Origin of the sequence: Pseudomonas sp. MWU16-30323, from assembly GCF_020515595.1 — a bacterium.
In the GTDB taxonomy this organism is placed as follows: domain Bacteria; phylum Pseudomonadota; class Gammaproteobacteria; order Pseudomonadales; family Pseudomonadaceae; genus Aquipseudomonas; species Aquipseudomonas yamanorum.
In genome coordinates this window covers 1-15647 of the sequence record NZ_JAIWYM010000056.1, presented here as the reverse complement: position 1 = coordinate 15647, position 15647 = coordinate 1, and the positions used below count along the sequence as shown (strand labels likewise).

Here is a 15647-nt window from a genome sequence, read left to right as displayed (position 1 = left end):
AAGCTCGACAGCTCCCACATTGGTTCTTGCTGCGCGTTCGGGCTCATGCCAGCACCTGCCGCATGCGGATCAAGGTGTGTTCGGGGCTGCTGGGTTCGTCGGCGTTCTGGCGCAGGAAGGCTTCGATCGCGCCATGGCGGGTGATTGCTTCGTCGGCCAGCGGGTCGCTGCCGGCGGAGTACTCGCCGACGCGGATCAGCATTTCGATTTCGCCGTAACGCGCCATCAATTCGCGGATGCGCATTGCCAGGCGCTTGTGTTCATCACCCGCTACCTGCTCCATCAACCGGCTGCGACTGCGCAGCACGTCCACCGCCGGGAAGTAGTTGCGCTGCGCCAGTTCGGCACTCAGGGCGATGTGCCCGTCGAGGATCGACCGCGCTTCCTCAGCCACCGGATCGCTGGCGGCGTCGCCTTCGGTAAGTACGGTGTACAACGCAGTGATGCTGCCGGTGGGGCCGGGGCCGGCGCGCTCCAGCAACTTGGGCAAGGTGGCAAAAAACGACGGTGGATAGCCGCGACGTGTCGGTGGCTCACCCACGGCCAAGCCGATCTCACGCTGGGCCCGGGCGAATCGTGTGAGGCTGTCCATCAACAGCAATACATTGCGGCCCTGGTCGCGGTGGTACTCAGCCAGGGTGGTGGCGACAAACGCCGCACGCACCCGCTCGGCCGCCGGGCGATCGGAGGTGGCGACGACAGCAACGGTGCGTGCGCGGGCCGTCGCGTCCAGTTGCACGTCCAACAGTTCGCGCACTTCCCTGCCCCGCTCGCCGATCAAACCGATGACAATCACATCGGCCTCACTGTTGCGGATGATGCTCGCCAACAACGAGGACTTGCCCACCCCGGGCTCGCCAAAGATGCCCACGCGCTGACCTTGTGCAAGGGTCAGCAAGCCATCGATGGAGCGAATGCCCAACGCCATGGAGCGCACGATCAGTTGCCGGGAGAACGGTGCCGGCGGCTCGGCGTGCAAGGGGTAGGTCTGCAAGTTCAGGGTTGGCGGTACACCGTCACCGTCGAGAAACTCGCCCATGGGGCTGATCACCCGCCCCAGTTGCGCATCGCCTACCGCCACACCGAGGCTTTCGCCGGTGGCGATGATTTGCGTGCGGGTCGACAGGCCTTCCATGGAGCCGATGGGCGACAGGATCGCTTCGTCGCCATCAAACCCAATCACTTCGGCACTGAGGCTGCGGCCACTCACCGGGTCGCGCAAATGGCACAGCTCACCGATGCTCGCGCCCGCCACGCTGGCCCGCAGCAACACCCCGCGAATACTCAACACCGTGCCTTGCATCGGACGCAAGCGGGCCTGGGACAGCCGCTCGGTCAGGCGCGGCAGCAGTTGATTGAGGTTCATGCCACGCCCTCTTCGGCAAAGGGCAACAGGCTGCGGCGCAGGGTTTGCAGCTGCGCTTCCAGCCCCAACTCAACCGAGCCCGCCGGGCTGCTGAGGCGGGCCTGGCCGGCGCCCAGTTGCGCATCGGCCTCCACGGCGATGCCGTCCTTGAGCAACTGTGGGCGCAGGGCATTCACCTCGGCCGGTGGCACCCATAAGGTCAGTGCCTGGCCTTGGCGAAACGCGCTCAACGCCTGGCGTGTACAACGCACCACGCGGTCGGTGTCGTCCAGCTCGCCGAGTACTTCACGCACGATGCCCAGGGCCAGGTCCGCCAGCGATGCTTCAAGCCCGGCCAGGTAATGCTGGACCTTGGCCTGGGTTTCCAGCAGCAACTGCGCGACCTGTTCGGCGCCTTCCCGACGGGCGCTCTCAAAGCCTTCGGCACGGGCGGTGTACAGCCACTGGTCGCTGTCGGCCTTGATCTGCTCGGCGTGTTCCTTGGCGGCTTGCACAAAGGCAAAACCATCGGTCCACAACGCCGCTTCATCGGCGCGCAAAATCCGCGCGGCAGGACGGCTGGGTAATTCACTCATGGGCAAGCTCCTCGGCGAGCAACCGGGCGGCGACGGTCTGGACAATTTCCAGGTCGCGGGGCAGCCGCCCGCTATAGCCCTTGGGTGCGACAAAACGCAGGGGCAGCCAGCCTTGCAACTCGGCGGGCTGGGCCTGCAACCAGGCCGCGACACAGGTGAGGCCATCGCGGTCGATGGCGTCGATCAACTCGGCGGGCTCACGCAGCAGGTCGGCCGCGCCGCCCAACTGCCGGTTCGCCAGGGCCAGGGCAAAGGCTTCCTGACCGAGGCCTTCGCGCAGTTCATTGACCACTTCGCGGCGGATCTCCCGGCTCAGGGTCGAGGCATGCCAGATCGCGCCACACAGCCTGGGCAATCGCTCAAATTGCGCCGGGCTCAGCAGCAACACCGGCAAATCGGCGGCGGGTGGCGTGACCAGATGCGCCAGCGGCGCCAACTGATAATGGCTGGCCAGCAACTGCTCCAGGCGCGACCGAAAACGCGGCTGCCCGTGCAACGCTTGCAGCACCTCGGCCGGCAGGCCTTCGCCGAAACACTCGCCGAGGCTTTGCTCGCGCACAAACTGCAACGGCTGGGCGATCAGGCCCTGCCAACGCTCAACCAGGCTCATTCACCCTCCTTGAGCACATACAACGCCTGGGACTGGCGCCGCGACCATTGTTGACGGGCCAACACGCCACACGCACCGAGGGCGAGCAGCAGCAAACCGCCGAACAGCAACCGCGCCTGGTTCAGGTTGTCTTCCAACAGCCACAGGCCCATGAAGCGCGTCAATCGCGGTTGCGCCGGGTTCTGGCTGATGGACACGGCGGCCTTGATCGCCGTCACCGAAACGCCGTCGTAGCTCAAGCCGGAAATACCGTTGGCCACCAGGGTCTTGATCTGCGGGATCAACGTATTGATATCGGTGCCCGGGTCGTAGCGCACCAGCACCGAGGCTGACGATGGCGAAATCACTCGCTTGAGCAGGTCATTGTCCGGCAGCACCACATGCACCCGCGCCGAGACGATGCCGTCGATCTGCGACACCGAGTGCGACAGTTCTTCGCTCAAGGCGTAAATCATCTGCGCCCGCTCCTGCACCGGCGACGACACCAGGCCGTTGCCCTTGAACACCTCGCCCATGTTGGAAAAGCTCTGCTGCGGCAGGCCGGCGTTGTCCAGCAGGGTCATGGCTTCGGCGAAGCGCTGTTCGTCGACCACCACTTTCAACTGGCCGTTGTCCTGCACCTTGCGCGTCGCCGGGATGCCGTCGCGCAGCAACACCGCGACCATGGCGTTGGCGTCGCGTTCGCTGAGGTTGGTGTAGAGGTCCATGTCGCAGGCCTGCAAGAGGCTGGCGAGCAGGCCGATCAGCAGCAGGCGCAGGGCACGATTCGGGCTTGGCATGGCGTTATTGACCCTTGAGCAGCGTGTTGGCGGAACCGGAAATCTGCGTCGCACCGCGCACCACCATCTGGGTTTCGATGGAGTAATCGAACATCTTGCCCAGTGAGTGGACGATCTGGTCGACCTGCTGTTCGGCGACTTTCTTGCCCGGTTCTGCCGTGGAGGAGGCACCCGTGGTGCGAATATCCGCAGTGGCCACTTGGGGCGGCGCCGACGGGTTATTGGTAAGCAAATCGGCGCGCTCGGAAAAGGTCCGGGAGCGGTCGATAAAACTGTTCAAGCGCTCCATCAGGCCCGAGCCGATCTGATGGGGGCTGGCGCCCTCGGGCATGCCCTTGGCCGTATTGGCCATGTGCTCGAACAGATTCTGCGAGGCCCCGGCGGGCCCCGCGCCGGCGGACGGCGGCAAGGCCGTGGCGCTGGCAGCGAGACTGATGGTCATGGGTTCGCCCTACTCTTCGTCGTCATCGGACATGGCGTCATTCAGCATTTCCTGCGCCTTGGGCATGATGATGAATTGACCGCCGATGGTGACCGCCTGGGTGATCAGGGCATCGGTAAATTCGGCGTCGGTCATCTCCGGTTTGTCGGCGCTCTTGGCGTTATCCACCGCGGCGTTGAACTTGGCTTCAGGGCTGGCGCCACCGGGGGCGAGGTTGCTGTCTACGGCGGTTACGGACATGGTCATGCTCCTTTGCTGGGGTTGGGGTGAATCAAGGGGTTTCGGTGCTCACCTGGGCGCCGCGAAATACCCGCACGCCGTGCTCACGCGCCACGACAGGCGGGGTGGCCTTGGGCTGCAGGTGATCCACATGCTGCTGGACCAGCGCCAGGTACGGCGGCGGCCCGGACACAAAAACTTCATCGCCCTCGGGGCCGTTGCGCATCGACAACTGCTGGCCGAACACATCGAGGTTATTCAGATACGCCTGCAACTGGTCCAGGTTCAGGGCACTGGCCTTGAACAGCCTGGTGGTGATTTCGTCGCTGGCATTGAGGTACAGCAGGTTGCCGTCGAAGTACCAGGTCAGGCCGTTGGTGCTGCACAGCGTCTGCAGAAACTCCCCGGCGGTGGCGGCGCGCACGGTGCTGCGGGCCTTGCCACGCACCTTGTCCGAGAGCACCAGCGGGATGTCGAGGTTGTGGCCGAACTCTTCGAGGGCGGCGCGTACATCCTGGTCCACCAGCACGTAGGCGTAGGGTTTGGCAAACCATTCGGGCTCTTCAGCGGCGTGGGCAATCGAGGCGCCAAACAGCACCGACAGACATAGGAGCGCCATGGAAAATATGCTTACATGACATCCGCCTTCGCCCAACGAGTTGTGACGATGACCAAACACCTTTTGCTTGCCGGCAGCCTGTTGCTCGCCGCCTGTTCCAGTACTGCGCCGAGCGATTCCGACCGCTCGCTGAAGCTGGCCGACGACCTGAACCAACGCGGTGACTACGCCAGCGCGGCGGCGCTGTACGAACGAGCGGCCCAGCAACCGGGCGCCGGCATCGACCTGTGGCTCAAACTCGGCCAGGCGCGGCTCGACGGCAACGATGCGGTCGGCGCCGAGCGCGCCTTCCAACAAGCCCTCGGCCTCCAGGCGCACAACGCCGACGCCTTGCTGGGCCTGGGCACCGCGCAACTGCGCCTGGGCAAAACCCAGCGCGCCGTGACGGCCCTGGGCCAAGCCGCAGAGGCCAGCCAAACGCCGGTCGCCTACACCCGACTGGGCATCGCCCAGGTGCTGAACGGCCAGGCGGTGACGGCACAAACCGCCTTCGCCAAAAGCCTGAGCCTGCAACCCGACGACCTCGACAGCCGCTGCAACCTGGCCCTGGCCTACGCCCTTGGCGGCCAGACGCAACAGGCGTTGGACACCATCGCCCCCGTCACCCAATCGCCCCGCGCGTTGCCACGGCATCAGCGCAATGAGCTGCTGGTGCTGGTATTGGCGGGATACGAACAACGAGTGGCCAGCTTGCCGCTGGACGATATTCCGGCCGCTGAGCGCGCACGCCTGATCACCGAAGCCAACCGCATCAAAGCCATCAGCGATCCGGTTGCGCAAGCGCGGGAATTGGGGCTGGTGGACACGCACTGACTGATCGTTCCCACGCTCTGCGTGGGAATGCATCCTGTGACGCTCCGCGTCACCTTGCATCCACCGCGGGACGCGGAGCGTCCGGGGCGGCACTCCCACGCAGAGCGTGGGAACGATCAGCGTGGCCTTCATTGCTGTGCTCCCGGAGCGCCCGCCTTGGCCTCTTGCTGAGCCTGACGCCGCTGCAACTGCTCCCGATCAAACCCCTCGATATACACCTGCGCCGCCCGCCCAACCGGCGCCGCCATCGCCGGGCCGGTGGCCCGCCCCTGATTCAAATCCTGCCGCTGCTCCACCATCTGCATCAAATTCAAATTGTTGGCACAGCCCAACGGCAAGGTCGCCTTGAAATCCTCATCCAACCCAATCTCATCCTTGGCCGGCGGCTGCTGGCATTGGCTCGGCAAGCCATCCGCCTGATACTGCGGCGAGTAATACACCGGCGCCAGATGCGTCTTGCACCCCACCACCAACAGGGGCAAACACATCAACAAACGCGAAACTTTCATGCCATGCCCCCTCATCAATTCATGTAGAAACCAAACGCCCCACCACTGCGCGGCCCCGCCGCTGCGGCGGTGGCAGGCTGCGCATCCAGCGGCGTGGCCAGGGTGCGACTGCGCACCGGCTCCACCAGGTACGGCGTAATCAAAATCACCAGCTCGGTTTCATTGCGCTGAAAACGCTTGGAGCGAAACAGGTTGCCCAGGATCGGCAAGTCCCCCAGCAACGGCAGCTTCTCGATGTCCTGGCTGCTCTCACGCTGGAACAGCCCGGCAATCGCAAACGTCTGCCCGCTGCCCACTTCCACCCGTGTATCCGCGCGGCGCACGCTGAACGACGGCACATGGAAATTACCGAAATCCACCGTTCCGCCACTCACCACGCTGCTGACTTCTGGACGCACTTGCAGGGCGATCCGGCCGTTGGGCAGCAGGGTCGGGTTGAACAACAGCGACACACCGAAGGACTTGTATTCAATCCCCACCAGGTCCCGATTCACCGGCACCGGAATCGCCACTTCGCCGCCCGCCAGGAAGCTCGCGGTCTGCCCGGTCATGGCGGTGATATTCGGCTCGGCCAGAATTTGCAGAATCCCGTTGGCCTGCAACGCGTCGAGCATGCCGTCGATATTGGTGTTGCCCGAACCGCTGCCCGCCGCTGCCAGTCCACCCGCAGTCGCCGCTGCCAGCGGCCCTCCGGTGATCAGGCCGAAGGAAAACGTGCCGTTGCTGAACATCGCGTTCCAGTTCACGCCGTAGTGCAACAGTTCCGAGCGGGACACTTCAGCGAACCGCACCCGCAAATTGACCTGGGCCGCACCGGCGTATTCAGTGGTGTTGACCGCGCTCTGAAAGCCCTGGCCCTGTGGGTTGAGCAAGGCATTCAAATCCGTCGCTTCGCCTACGCTGCGCACCGTGCCCTTGGCGATCAAGCGGTTGCCCGCGCCGCTGATCTGAGCGCCATTGCCGGGATGCAATTCCTGCATCGGCGCGGTCACCGCCTGGGTGGCGCTGCTGACGGCCAACGTCAGGCTGGCGAGCTGTTTGCCGTCGCTGCCGAGGGCAATCAGGCTGGTATTGCCCGGCGCCTTGCCGAAGATGTAGATCACACCGGGCGACACCACTTGCAAGTCGGCAATCCCCGGTTCGGCCACCAGCACCGATTCCACCGGCGCGACGAAGTGCAGGATCCGGCCTTCTCCGGAGGCGAGGCTGACAGAGCCCTGCGCACCGTTGGCAATGTCCTGGGCGCTGCAAAAAGACGAGGTCAACGTCAGCAATAACAAACAAAAACGAATCATGAGGCAGACGCCAGGGAAGTGACGGAAGCCGCAGCAGGTGCACGGCGGTTGGAGATATCGGTGAGGCTGATGGTCACCAGCGCTTGCAGGTTGTATTCAGTGGCCAGTTCGCGAAACGACAGCACCGCCAGCTCCAGCTCGCCGCGCAGCACCAAACGGCGCAGGCTGCGGCGCAATTCCGGATGCACCAGCAACACCGCGCTGTTGGCCTCGACGGTTTTGTCGCAGGCCTGGCGCAGTTGGGCGAGCAAGGCGCGGTTGATCTCTTCGGGGATCACATCGCGGCTGGGCTCCTGGCGACGCAGGGACGCGCGCAACTGGTCTTCCAAACCCGGCGCCAATACCAGGGCGCCAATCACCCGATTGCGGTCGGCGTATTGATGGCTGATCTGCCGCGCCAACGCAGCGCGCAGGTGTTCGGCGAGGCGGCCGGCGTCGGTTTCCCGGGCGCCCCACTCCACCATGGCTTCAAGCAAGGCCCGTTGATTGCGGATCGACACGCCCTCGCCCACCAGCAGGCGCAGGGTCTCGGCTACCCGCTGCAACGGCACCAGGCGCAAGGCTTCCTTGACCAGTTCGCCGTAGGTGGCTTCGGTGCGTTCGAGCAGCAGGCGAGTTTCCTGGATCCCGAGGAAGTCCGCGGCATAGCGGCGCAGGCTGCGCTCCAGCACGCCGCGCAGCACCTCATCCGGTAGCAGGAAACCGATGCCGGCAGCGCGCAACGCGTCTTCGTGCTGGCGCTCGATCCAGTGTGCGGCGCGGCCATTGAGGGGCGAATCGGCTTGCAGGGTGGCGATGTCCAGCAGTTGCACGTGCACCGGATCGTCCTGCAACAACAGGCAGTTGACCGGCATCTCGCCTTCGCTGACCGGCACGCCTTCCAGGGACACCCGAAAGCTGCCCGGCGTGGCCTTGGCGTCCATGTGAATGCCCGGCACCGGCATGTCGACGCCGAGGTCGCTGCGAATGTCGTGACACAGCGCTTCGATGCGCTGGCTCAACAGCTGGCGCGGTGCGCTGAGGGCCAGGGCGCTGCCGAGGGTCAGCAGCACGCGAGTGTCGGGCGCCACGCCGTAGTCCTGCTCGGCTTGCACTTCGACCACCGGCTCCAGTGTTTCGATCAGGGCTTCAGGCTCTACCTGATGTTCACGGGTATGCCGGCGGTACATCACGAACGCCGCGCCGCCGAACACCAGCGACAACCCGAGGAACACCCAGGTCGGAAAACCCGGGATCACGCTGACGCCCACCATGATCAATGCGGTCAACCCGAGGGCCCGGTAGCTGGCACCCAACTGCTTGAGAATCTCGCTGCCGAGGTCACCCGCCTCGCCGTCGCTGTTGACCCGAGTCACCACGGTGCCCGCCGCTACCGAGATCAGCAGCGCCGGGATCTGTGCGATCAAACCGTCGCCCACGGTCAGCAGCGAATAGGTGTGCACCGCCGCGCCGAAGGCCATGTCGCGCTCGATCATGCCGATCAGCATGCCGCCCAGCAGGTTGACCGCGAGGATCACCAACCCGGCAATCGCATCGCCCTTGACGAACTTCATCGCCCCGTCCATCGCGCCGAACATCTGGCTCTCGCGCTCCAGGCGGGAGCGCCGGCGCCGGGCTTCGGCCTGGTCGATATCTCCGTTGCGCAGGTCGTTGTCGATGCTCATCTGTTTGCCGGGCATCGCGTCCAGGGTGAAGCGCGCCGCCACTTCCGCGACCCGCTCGGCGCCCTTGGTGATCACCACGAACTGCGCCACGGTGATGATCAGGAACACCACCATGCCCACCACCACCTGGCCGGCAATCACGAAGTCGCCGAAGGCCTTGACGATGTGGCCCGCGTCGCCGTGCAGCAGAATCAAGCGGGTGGTGGTGATGGACAGCGACAGGCGAAACAGGGTGCTGAGCAGAATCAGCGGTGGCAGCGCGGAGAATTCCACCGAGTGGCCGATGTAGAAGGCGACGATCAGGATCAGGATGCTCAGGGCGATGTTCAGGCCGATCAGCATGTCCACCAGGTAGGTGGGCAGCGGGATGATCATCATCACAATCGCCATCAGCATGAACGCGACGATGATCACGTCGGTACGCTGGGCGGCCATGCGTGCGATGCCGTTCAGGCGGTTGAGCAGGTTCATGGCGCCACTCTCCGTGCAGCCAGGTAACGTTTGAAGCACTGGCGCGCTTCGTCCTTGCGTTCCCCATACCACAGCGCCCGGGCGCGCAGCAGCAACAGGCTGGCGGACTCGCCTTCCAGCACCACCAGGCGGTCCAGGGCCGCGAGTGCGCGGGTGAAGTCGCCGCTGTCGGTGAACGCCAGCACCAGCGAGCGCAGCAGCAGGCCGTCGTCGGGCGCCACGCTCACGGCGATCAGCAACATCACCAGCGCACGCTGGGACTGGCCGTTGCGCCGGTACAGCTCGCCAATGCCCTTGAGCAATTGCACCGCGTCGTCGTTATTCCGGGACATCAAACCTGGACCTCCGAGCGTTGTTGTTCGAGGGTGCGGCGCATCTCGATTTCCTCGCTGATCAGGTCATGGGCCAGCGCCTTGATCTGCGGCTCGGCGTCGAGGTTCGGCAACAGGTGCTGCATCACGTGATCCAGCAACTCCAGGGACCGTGCGCTGCCAAACAGCAGCGAGTCGACGCCGGCGGCGCTGGTGAGTTCTTCCAGGTCACTGCGCAGGGAGCGGCGGGACTGGACCTTGCGGGTTTTCAGCACCGCCTCGAAGGCGGTGGCCTGGCGCGAACTGACCGGGCGGATCGCCTCCACCGGCGCGCTGCGCACATCACTGGGAATCAACGGACGGGGTTCGACTTTCATCCCGGGGCCTTAGCTGAAAAAAGCAGCGTCATAGGGTGAAGGTGAAGCGTTCTTCGCCACGGGCGAGGATCACCTGGTTGTTCTCGATGCGTTCCAGTACCCAGTTGTCGGCCAGGGCCGCGCCGGGGTACAGGCGCTTGCCGCTGTCGTTGATCACATAGGGATGGGTGCCGAACCACACCGCCTGGAAGCGCACCCGTGGCCGGGCTGCATCCGCACGCACCGCAACCCGCGGGTTAAGCACGATCTGCTGGCCATAGCGCTGGTCGAAGGCTTGTTGCAGGGCGATCCACTGGGGCTTTTGCGCCCGCTCGAAGGATCCGACGGCGTTGAGCTGGCCGTCGATGTCGTTGACCGTCACGGCGTCCAGGTGGGCGGCCTGCAATTGCCCTTCGAACCAGGCCTTGGCTTCGGCGCGGGAAGGCTTGGCCACGGCTTTTTCGGCGACCGGCAGTACGGCCTGTGCTTGGGGCGGATCGTTGCGAAAGGCCAAGGCACCTGCGCACACGAACAGCAAGGCCGTGGCGATGATCCACGGGGTAAAGGTGCGTGTGGCTCCAGGCGGTTTTTCAGGGCTGCCCGGCAGCGCCAGGCTCACACCCGCCGTGCCGATGCGCAGTTGCAACGGCAGCCGCGCGCGATGGCCGCTGCCTTGGGGAATACGGATATCGCCGGCGGTGCCGGTGATCAGTACATCGCCGCCGAGGGCCTCGACGGCCACCTGGGCCCCTTCAAAACGCAGGCGCAGGTGCAGTTCGGCGATTCCGGGATCGCTGAGCTGAAGGTCGGCCGCCAGGGCGGCGCCAAGGGTGTAGACCGGCTGGTCGAGCGTCAGGGAACTGCCCTGGTGCAAACCGTGGGTCACGAGCAGGGTCGGCGCGCCATTCGTGGCGGGCAGGCCCAGGGAAATCAAGGCTGTCATGGTTGGGTTTGCCCCCTTGAGAATCACAGGCAGCAACCACACCTGTGCCGATCAACAACGGTGCAACGGGGTAACGCAGGTATACGGGCAGCGCCGGCGCTGCCCGTATGGCGAATCAGTTCTGCGGACGCTGTTTGGTGGCGTCGAGCTCTGCTTTTTTCGCGGTGCTGATCTCGGTGATCTTGGCCGACTTCTCGATGGCCATGTTGAAAGTTGCTTCCATCTTCGCGATAGCGTCGTCGGCGCCGCCTGCACTTACGGGTGGAGTAGTAGCCATGTTCAATCTCCTTGCATCGATAGGGAAGTTAAGCCGCATGCAAACCGAACCGAACTCCCCGCGTCAGACAGTGAGTTGGCAATACAGCCGTCGGTTTGCATGGGATCCATACTACTCACGAATAAAACGCCTGCGCTGTGAAAGCTTGTGAAACGTTCAGGGTGGGGGCTGTGAAAAACCTGGCTCAACCTGCCGTTGAGAAAATCTCATCCCCAAGCGGGAGTGGAACTTTTGGAAAAAAGCCAATACATGACGAAACCCAATGATTACGGGGCCTTTCGCTTGAACATGAACGGTTTTGAACAATGTAGAGGCCAATAACGCCTGGGCAAAAACCTTGACTACCCAACAATTTTTGAAAATAAAGCTGACAACTTCACACTTTTAACTAGTAGCCAATTGCCCAACTTTTTAGGCACGGCCATTTGTAACAAAAGCGACTTGATCATCGCGTTTGATAGCTCGGCGCGGGCTAGCTCAATAACACTTCGCAACTTTCGCCCGCCCCAGTTAGTGCACTTGCACTAAATACCGATTGATATAAGACAACTTCCAGGTGATCTATGACTGCGATCCCGAATGGCCTTGACCCTGCCGATAACAAGGGCCCGAATGGCGCCCGGAGCACATTTGAAAAAGCCCTGTTCACGGCGGTCGACCGGCCGGTATTCGACCCCTCGAAAATCCGCGGCCCGTCCATCCCGCTGCCGTACCAGAACGTTCAGGCGCCGGTGAACAACAGCATCACCTACACCCCGCTGGGCAGCGACAAACCGGTGACCCTCAAGCAGATCGACAACCCCAGGCTGTTTGAGCAATTGGTCAACCAGTACAACGCGCAGCAAAGCGACGCGACCCTTGAGAAGAACCTGGCTGACAGCAAAAGCGCCGGCTACAAGGAGGCCGACGCCAGCACCGTGGCGCCCGGCTTGGGCAACTACAAGGCGATCGGCAGCACCACCGAATTAGGCCCGGGGCTGATCCGCTACGAGACCAGTGCCGGCGACAAAATCGTGGTCAGCCAGAAGGAAACACCCGCGCTGTTCGCCCAGGTCAGCGGCGATTCGGCCAAGCTGTTCGCGATCAACGCCAGCCAGGCCGACGGCTATCGCCTGGCCGGCCCCACCGAAACCATGGACCCGGCCGCGAATATCGGCCCACCCGAAGAAGTCGGCCCGGGGTTGATTCGCTATACCACGGCTTCGGGCGACAAGGTGATCGTGTCCCAGGACATCACCCCCGCGCTGTACGACCAGGTGGCCAAACTGTATGCCGGCAGCACCGGCGCCGCGGGTGCCTCGGACACGTCCTGGATCGACACCTCGTCGTTCGGCGTATCCGGCGCCAAGGACTGGGACACCATCACCGGCAACACCAGCGGCACACCGACCAAGGAAGAACTGGACCTGAACCGGCCCAAGGCGGCCGCGCAATTGCTTTCTCAAAACTGGGACGCCTGGGGCCTGCACGGCGCGCCCATCGACTTCGCCAACCCGCCCACCAGCCTGCCGCCCGAGGCCCAGGCCGTGCTCAAGTACGTCGCCAGCAGCCCGAGCCTGATGGCCGCGCTGGACACCGGCGGGCGTGGCAAGGCCGACAACGTGATCACCCATTCGGACGTCGACCACTTCATCGACAACGCCGGCAAGGACCTCGGCGCTGCATCGAAATCCTATGGCAGCTTCCTCGGCAGCCACCCCGGCGACCTGGCCAAGGCCAACGCCAAGTCGACGGCGATCCTGATGGCCAACGAAAGCCTGGCCGCCGGCGCCGGTTCGGCGATGCGCCCCGGTGACGCCAACCAGCGCAGCAACGACGGCATGCTGCGCACCGATAACCTGCAAGCCTTGGGCAGCGATTCAGCGCTGAGTACCGAGCTGACCGGCGCGGCGGCCATGTGGTCCAGACCCGGGATGTTCCATGCCCTGGAAACCGGTGGTGACAACCCGGCCACCGGCAAGTCGGACGGCATCGGCACCCGCGACAACATCGGCGCCTGGCTGGAAAAACAGGCGCCGAAAACCGACAGCGACACCCTGACCTTCCTCGACGGCGCCGCCACCCGTGATGCCGTCGCCGGTGTCGACACCTCGGGCCTGACCGCCGACATCCTGGCCAACCCGCAGAACTACAGCGGCGAGCAAAAAGCCGCAGTGCTGGTGCAACTCACCGACGCGCAAACCCGCCTGCTGGTGAGCGACTACGTGCCCCACGCCGGGCTGATGGACAAGTACACCTCGCCTCACTACGGCCTCAACCCCAACGAAGACAAGATCAAGGCGCAGCTGCAAAGCGGCATCGAAACCCTCTCGGCCGATCCGGACGTACAAGCGTTCCTGCAAAACAACCGCGGCCCGGCACTGGCCGACATCGTCGACAGCAACCCGACTATGAAAGTCGCGATGCAGAACTACTACACCAGCGACATCGAGACCGGCAAAAACCTCAACGACAACCTCAACGCCAAGGACCAGAACGGCAAGCAGATCGACATGGGCATGGGCCTGCAAAACGCGGCCAACGACACCACCATCGCCAACCTGGCGCTGGGGGGCAACGGCCATGTGGACCTGACCGGCATCGCCGACAAGGCCGGGCAAAGCGACAACATCCAGCAGTACTACAAAACCGAACTGGTGACCGGCAAGGCCTTTACCGACGCGGTGGCCGGCGGCATGGACCCGACCGTGGCCGCCAGCAGCTTCGCCGCCAGCACCGCCTCGGCCCAGGCCTTCCTCGGCGACAAAGCCTCAGCGGATGACGCCGCCACCTTGCAGGTGAATTTCAACGAAGCCCTGGGCGACGCCCTGCTCGGAGGCGCCACCACCGACACCCTGAACATTACCCTGGGGGACGGCAAGGGCAACTTCGACGAAGCCAAGGTGACTGCCGCGATCAACGACGCCCAGCAGAAAGACCCCGAGATGTTTGTCACCTCGGACGGCGGCAAGATCGACCCGGCGCAGGTGGTGTCGATGCTGCGCTCGGTGTGGGACATCGGGCGCCAGGGCGACAAGATTGCCGACGCGCTGCCCAAGGCCATCGAAGGCATGAAGTTCGGCGACGTCAGCCCGGCGTTCAAGCAAGGCCTGTTGCACATCGGCAGTGCGGTGCTGATGAGCGGCGTGCTGATGGCCCGTTCGGCCAGCGGCAGTAACACGCCGGTGGCGGACGCCAACCGGGTGTCCGCCGGGCTGCAATTTGCCGGGTTGTTGATGGAGGGTGGTACCAAATACGCCAAGGAAGCGGGTTACGGCATCACCTGGGTCAATCGGCCGGACGGCGGCACCATTGGGGATTTCCCCGGCAAGGTGCCGGTGGGCAAGGGCCCGCTAAGCCCGCAGCAAATTGCCAACCTCGGCGCGGCCGGCAAGATCATCGGCTCGGCGGGCGGGATTATCGGCGGCGTGATCGGGGTGATTGGCGGTGTCGACTCGTTGAAAAACGGTGATTACCTGAGTGGCAGTTTTTCGGTGGCCACCGGTGTGCTGGGCACGGGAGCGGCGGTGGCCGGGTTGGTGGAAGCCGGGGCCGGGTTGTACGGCGCGACGGAAATCGGCGCGGTGGCCGGGACTATCAGCGGCATCCTTGGCGGGGCGACGGCGATTCTTGGCGGGATCGGCAGCGCCTTTCTGCCCTTCGCCCTGGCCGATGCTCATGGCAAGGCGCAGGACGCGTTCTACGGCGAGCTTGTGCCGGTGCTCAAGCAATACGGTTTGACTGGCGGGCCTACGGAGCCGGGTGATTATCCTGAAGACCCGATCCCGGCGATCAACACCTGACCGTCCCTTGCAGCCTTGCGCGAAGGGAGCCGCGCGGGGTTGTGTTTTTGAACATGCACAAAGGTTAATCACATGACGTATTCACAACGCAGCCCTCTTGAAGACAGCGCTTTTGAAATTCACTTTGGGCCTTATCGACTGTTGCCCAGGCGTCATCTGCTGCTGAAAAACGGTGAGCCGGTGAGTTTGGGGAGTCGGGCCCTGACGTTGCTGATTGCCCTCGCCTCCCGGCCTGGTGAGCTGTTGGAGAAGACCCAATTGCTGGACATTGCCTGGCCACGGTTGGTGGTGGAAGAGTGCAACCTGCGGGCGCAGATCAAGGCGATCCGCCGGGCGTTGGGGGATGATGATTCGGTCTATATCGCGACGGCGATGGGCCAGGGGTATCGGTTTGTTGCGCCGACCTGGGTAGAGCGTGGGGCGCGGGAAAAGCCGGTGGTGTTGGGGGTTTATAGCTGTCGGCGTTGTTTGGGGGGGGAATTGGATCGGGGGCATATCCATTATTTGGGTAACGGCTGATATTGGTTCCGCTCTTACAGCGGGTCACTTTTGAAAGGAGCCCAAAAGTAACCAAAAGGCTCTTGCCCCACCACTCGGCTCCTCGCCTAGGCTCGGA

Annotated in this window: 17 protein-coding genes; 3 read left to right on the top strand and 14 right to left on the bottom strand. The window is 64.0% G+C overall.

The features are described 5' to 3' along the window. Positions 1–43: 43 nt before the first annotated feature. From LIY45_RS29955 to LIY45_RS29925, 7 genes are read right to left on the bottom strand one after another with little or no spacing between them, the layout of a single operon-like run. Positions 44–1366: a FliI/YscN family ATPase gene (locus tag LIY45_RS29955; protein WP_226478607.1), complete on the bottom strand. Its 1323-nt coding sequence runs from the start codon at positions 1364–1366 to the stop codon at positions 44–46. Next, on the bottom strand, positions 1363–1941 hold the full coding sequence (locus LIY45_RS29950; RefSeq protein WP_226478605.1) for a FliH/SctL family protein: 579 nt from the start codon (positions 1939–1941) through the stop codon (positions 1363–1365). Before LIY45_RS29950 ends, LIY45_RS29955 begins: the two co-directional genes overlap by 4 nt. Further along, positions 1934–2551, bottom strand: coding sequence for a type III secretion protein (locus tag LIY45_RS29945; protein ID WP_076014146.1), 618 nt, complete (start codon positions 2549–2551; stop codon positions 1934–1936). Before LIY45_RS29945 ends, LIY45_RS29950 begins: the two co-directional genes overlap by 8 nt. After that, positions 2548–3330 (bottom strand): type III secretion inner membrane ring lipoprotein SctJ, encoded by a 783-nt coding sequence (gene sctJ / locus LIY45_RS29940; protein ID WP_226478603.1) that lies wholly within the window; start codon positions 3328–3330, stop codon positions 2548–2550. Before sctJ ends, LIY45_RS29945 begins: the two co-directional genes overlap by 4 nt. A 4-nt stretch (positions 3331–3334) precedes the next feature. Further along, positions 3335–3772 carry a hypothetical protein gene (locus LIY45_RS29935; protein ID WP_226478602.1) on the bottom strand — a complete coding sequence of 146 codons (438 nt, stop codon included), beginning with the start codon at positions 3770–3772 and terminating at the stop codon, positions 3335–3337. Positions 3773–3781: 9 nt separating this feature from the next. After that, positions 3782–4012, bottom strand: coding sequence for a hypothetical protein (locus tag LIY45_RS29930; RefSeq protein WP_003208330.1), 231 nt, complete (start codon positions 4010–4012; stop codon positions 3782–3784). Positions 4013–4043: 31 nt separating this feature from the next. After that, complete coding sequence (locus LIY45_RS29925; RefSeq protein ID WP_226478600.1) at positions 4044–4610, bottom strand: type III secretion protein; 567 nt, start codon at positions 4608–4610, stop codon at positions 4044–4046. A 48-nt stretch (positions 4611–4658) separates the two neighbouring features. Here LIY45_RS29925 and LIY45_RS29920 point away from each other — a divergent pair, with 48 nt between their 5' ends. After that, the gene (locus LIY45_RS29920; RefSeq protein WP_226478598.1) at positions 4659–5423 is read left to right on the top strand and encodes a tetratricopeptide repeat protein; all 765 of its coding nucleotides are present in this window, start codon (positions 4659–4661) and stop codon (positions 5421–5423) included. A 128-nt stretch (positions 5424–5551) separates the two neighbouring features. Here LIY45_RS29920 and LIY45_RS29915 read toward each other — a convergent pair whose 3' ends face one another. The 7 genes from LIY45_RS29915 to LIY45_RS29885 all read right to left on the bottom strand — a co-directional run bounded on the left by LIY45_RS29915 (position 5552) and on the right by LIY45_RS29885 (position 11249). Beyond that, positions 5552–5932, bottom strand: a complete 381-nt coding sequence (locus tag LIY45_RS29915; protein WP_226478596.1) for a hypothetical protein — start codon at positions 5930–5932, stop codon at positions 5552–5554. A 14-nt stretch (positions 5933–5946) separates the two neighbouring features. Further along, positions 5947–7227 carry a type II and III secretion system protein family protein gene (locus LIY45_RS29910; RefSeq protein WP_226478595.1) on the bottom strand — a complete coding sequence of 427 codons (1281 nt, stop codon included), beginning with the start codon at positions 7225–7227 and terminating at the stop codon, positions 5947–5949. Next, positions 7224–9362 (bottom strand): type III secretion system export apparatus subunit SctV, encoded by a 2139-nt coding sequence (sctV, locus tag LIY45_RS29905; protein ID WP_226478593.1) that lies wholly within the window; start codon positions 9360–9362, stop codon positions 7224–7226. The genes LIY45_RS29910 and sctV overlap by 4 nt, the downstream gene beginning before the upstream one ends. Further along, positions 9359–9694 (bottom strand): type III secretion protein, encoded by a 336-nt coding sequence (locus LIY45_RS29900; protein WP_226478591.1) that lies wholly within the window; start codon positions 9692–9694, stop codon positions 9359–9361. The genes sctV and LIY45_RS29900 overlap by 4 nt, the downstream gene beginning before the upstream one ends. Next, positions 9694–10050: a hypothetical protein gene (locus LIY45_RS29895; protein WP_226478590.1), complete on the bottom strand. Its 357-nt coding sequence runs from the start codon at positions 10048–10050 to the stop codon at positions 9694–9696. The genes LIY45_RS29900 and LIY45_RS29895 overlap by 1 nt, the downstream gene beginning before the upstream one ends. 28 nt (positions 10051–10078) lie before the next feature. Next, positions 10079–10972 carry an FHA domain-containing protein gene (locus LIY45_RS29890; protein WP_226478589.1) on the bottom strand — a complete coding sequence of 298 codons (894 nt, stop codon included), beginning with the start codon at positions 10970–10972 and terminating at the stop codon, positions 10079–10081. Positions 10973–11087: 115 nt separating this feature from the next. Then, the gene (locus LIY45_RS29885) at positions 11088–11249 is read right to left on the bottom strand and encodes a hypothetical protein (RefSeq protein ID WP_003207273.1); all 162 of its coding nucleotides are present in this window, start codon (positions 11247–11249) and stop codon (positions 11088–11090) included. Positions 11250–11812: 563 nt separating this feature from the next. On the opposite strand from LIY45_RS29885, the gene LIY45_RS29880 reads away from it, so the two are divergent. Both LIY45_RS29880 and LIY45_RS29875 read left to right on the top strand, forming a co-directional pair. Next, positions 11813–15031 (top strand): type III effector HrpK domain-containing protein, encoded by a 3219-nt coding sequence (locus tag LIY45_RS29880; protein WP_226478588.1) that lies wholly within the window; start codon positions 11813–11815, stop codon positions 15029–15031. 72 nt (positions 15032–15103) lie between these two features. Beyond that, positions 15104–15550: a winged helix-turn-helix domain-containing protein gene (locus LIY45_RS29875; protein WP_226478587.1), complete on the top strand. Its 447-nt coding sequence runs from the start codon at positions 15104–15106 to the stop codon at positions 15548–15550. The last annotated feature ends 97 nt before the right edge of the window (positions 15551–15647 follow it).

Excerpts from the sequence above, each read along its gene's own strand:
- LIY45_RS29955 (WP_226478607.1), bottom strand. The coding sequence starts at position 1,366 with ATGAACCTCAATCAACTGCTGCCGCGCCTGACCGAGCGGCTGTCCCAG.
- LIY45_RS29950 (WP_226478605.1), bottom strand. The coding sequence starts at position 1,941 with ATGAGTGAATTACCCAGCCGTCCTGCCGCGCGGATTTTGCGCGCCGAT.
- LIY45_RS29945 (WP_076014146.1), bottom strand. The coding sequence starts at position 2,551 with ATGAGCCTGGTTGAGCGTTGGCAGGGCCTGATCGCCCAGCCGTTGCAG.
- sctJ (WP_226478603.1), bottom strand. The coding sequence starts at position 3,330 with ATGCCAAGCCCGAATCGTGCCCTGCGCCTGCTGCTGATCGGCCTGCTC.
- LIY45_RS29935 (WP_226478602.1), bottom strand. The coding sequence starts at position 3,772 with ATGACCATCAGTCTCGCTGCCAGCGCCACGGCCTTGCCGCCGTCCGCC.
- LIY45_RS29930 (WP_003208330.1), bottom strand. The coding sequence starts at position 4,012 with ATGTCCGTAACCGCCGTAGACAGCAACCTCGCCCCCGGTGGCGCCAGC.
- LIY45_RS29925 (WP_226478600.1), bottom strand. The coding sequence starts at position 4,610 with ATGGCGCTCCTATGTCTGTCGGTGCTGTTTGGCGCCTCGATTGCCCAC.
- LIY45_RS29920 (WP_226478598.1), top strand. The coding sequence starts at position 4,659 with ATGACCAAACACCTTTTGCTTGCCGGCAGCCTGTTGCTCGCCGCCTGT.
- LIY45_RS29915 (WP_226478596.1), bottom strand. The coding sequence starts at position 5,932 with ATGAAAGTTTCGCGTTTGTTGATGTGTTTGCCCCTGTTGGTGGTGGGG.
- LIY45_RS29910 (WP_226478595.1), bottom strand. The coding sequence starts at position 7,227 with ATGATTCGTTTTTGTTTGTTATTGCTGACGTTGACCTCGTCTTTTTGC.
- sctV (WP_226478593.1), bottom strand. The coding sequence starts at position 9,362 with ATGAACCTGCTCAACCGCCTGAACGGCATCGCACGCATGGCCGCCCAG.
- LIY45_RS29900 (WP_226478591.1), bottom strand. The coding sequence starts at position 9,694 with ATGTCCCGGAATAACGACGACGCGGTGCAATTGCTCAAGGGCATTGGC.
- LIY45_RS29895 (WP_226478590.1), bottom strand. The coding sequence starts at position 10,050 with ATGAAAGTCGAACCCCGTCCGTTGATTCCCAGTGATGTGCGCAGCGCG.
- LIY45_RS29890 (WP_226478589.1), bottom strand. The coding sequence starts at position 10,972 with ATGACAGCCTTGATTTCCCTGGGCCTGCCCGCCACGAATGGCGCGCCG.
- LIY45_RS29885 (WP_003207273.1), bottom strand. The coding sequence starts at position 11,249 with ATGGCTACTACTCCACCCGTAAGTGCAGGCGGCGCCGACGACGCTATC.
- LIY45_RS29880 (WP_226478588.1), top strand. The coding sequence starts at position 11,813 with ATGACTGCGATCCCGAATGGCCTTGACCCTGCCGATAACAAGGGCCCG.
- LIY45_RS29875 (WP_226478587.1), top strand. The coding sequence starts at position 15,104 with ATGACGTATTCACAACGCAGCCCTCTTGAAGACAGCGCTTTTGAAATT.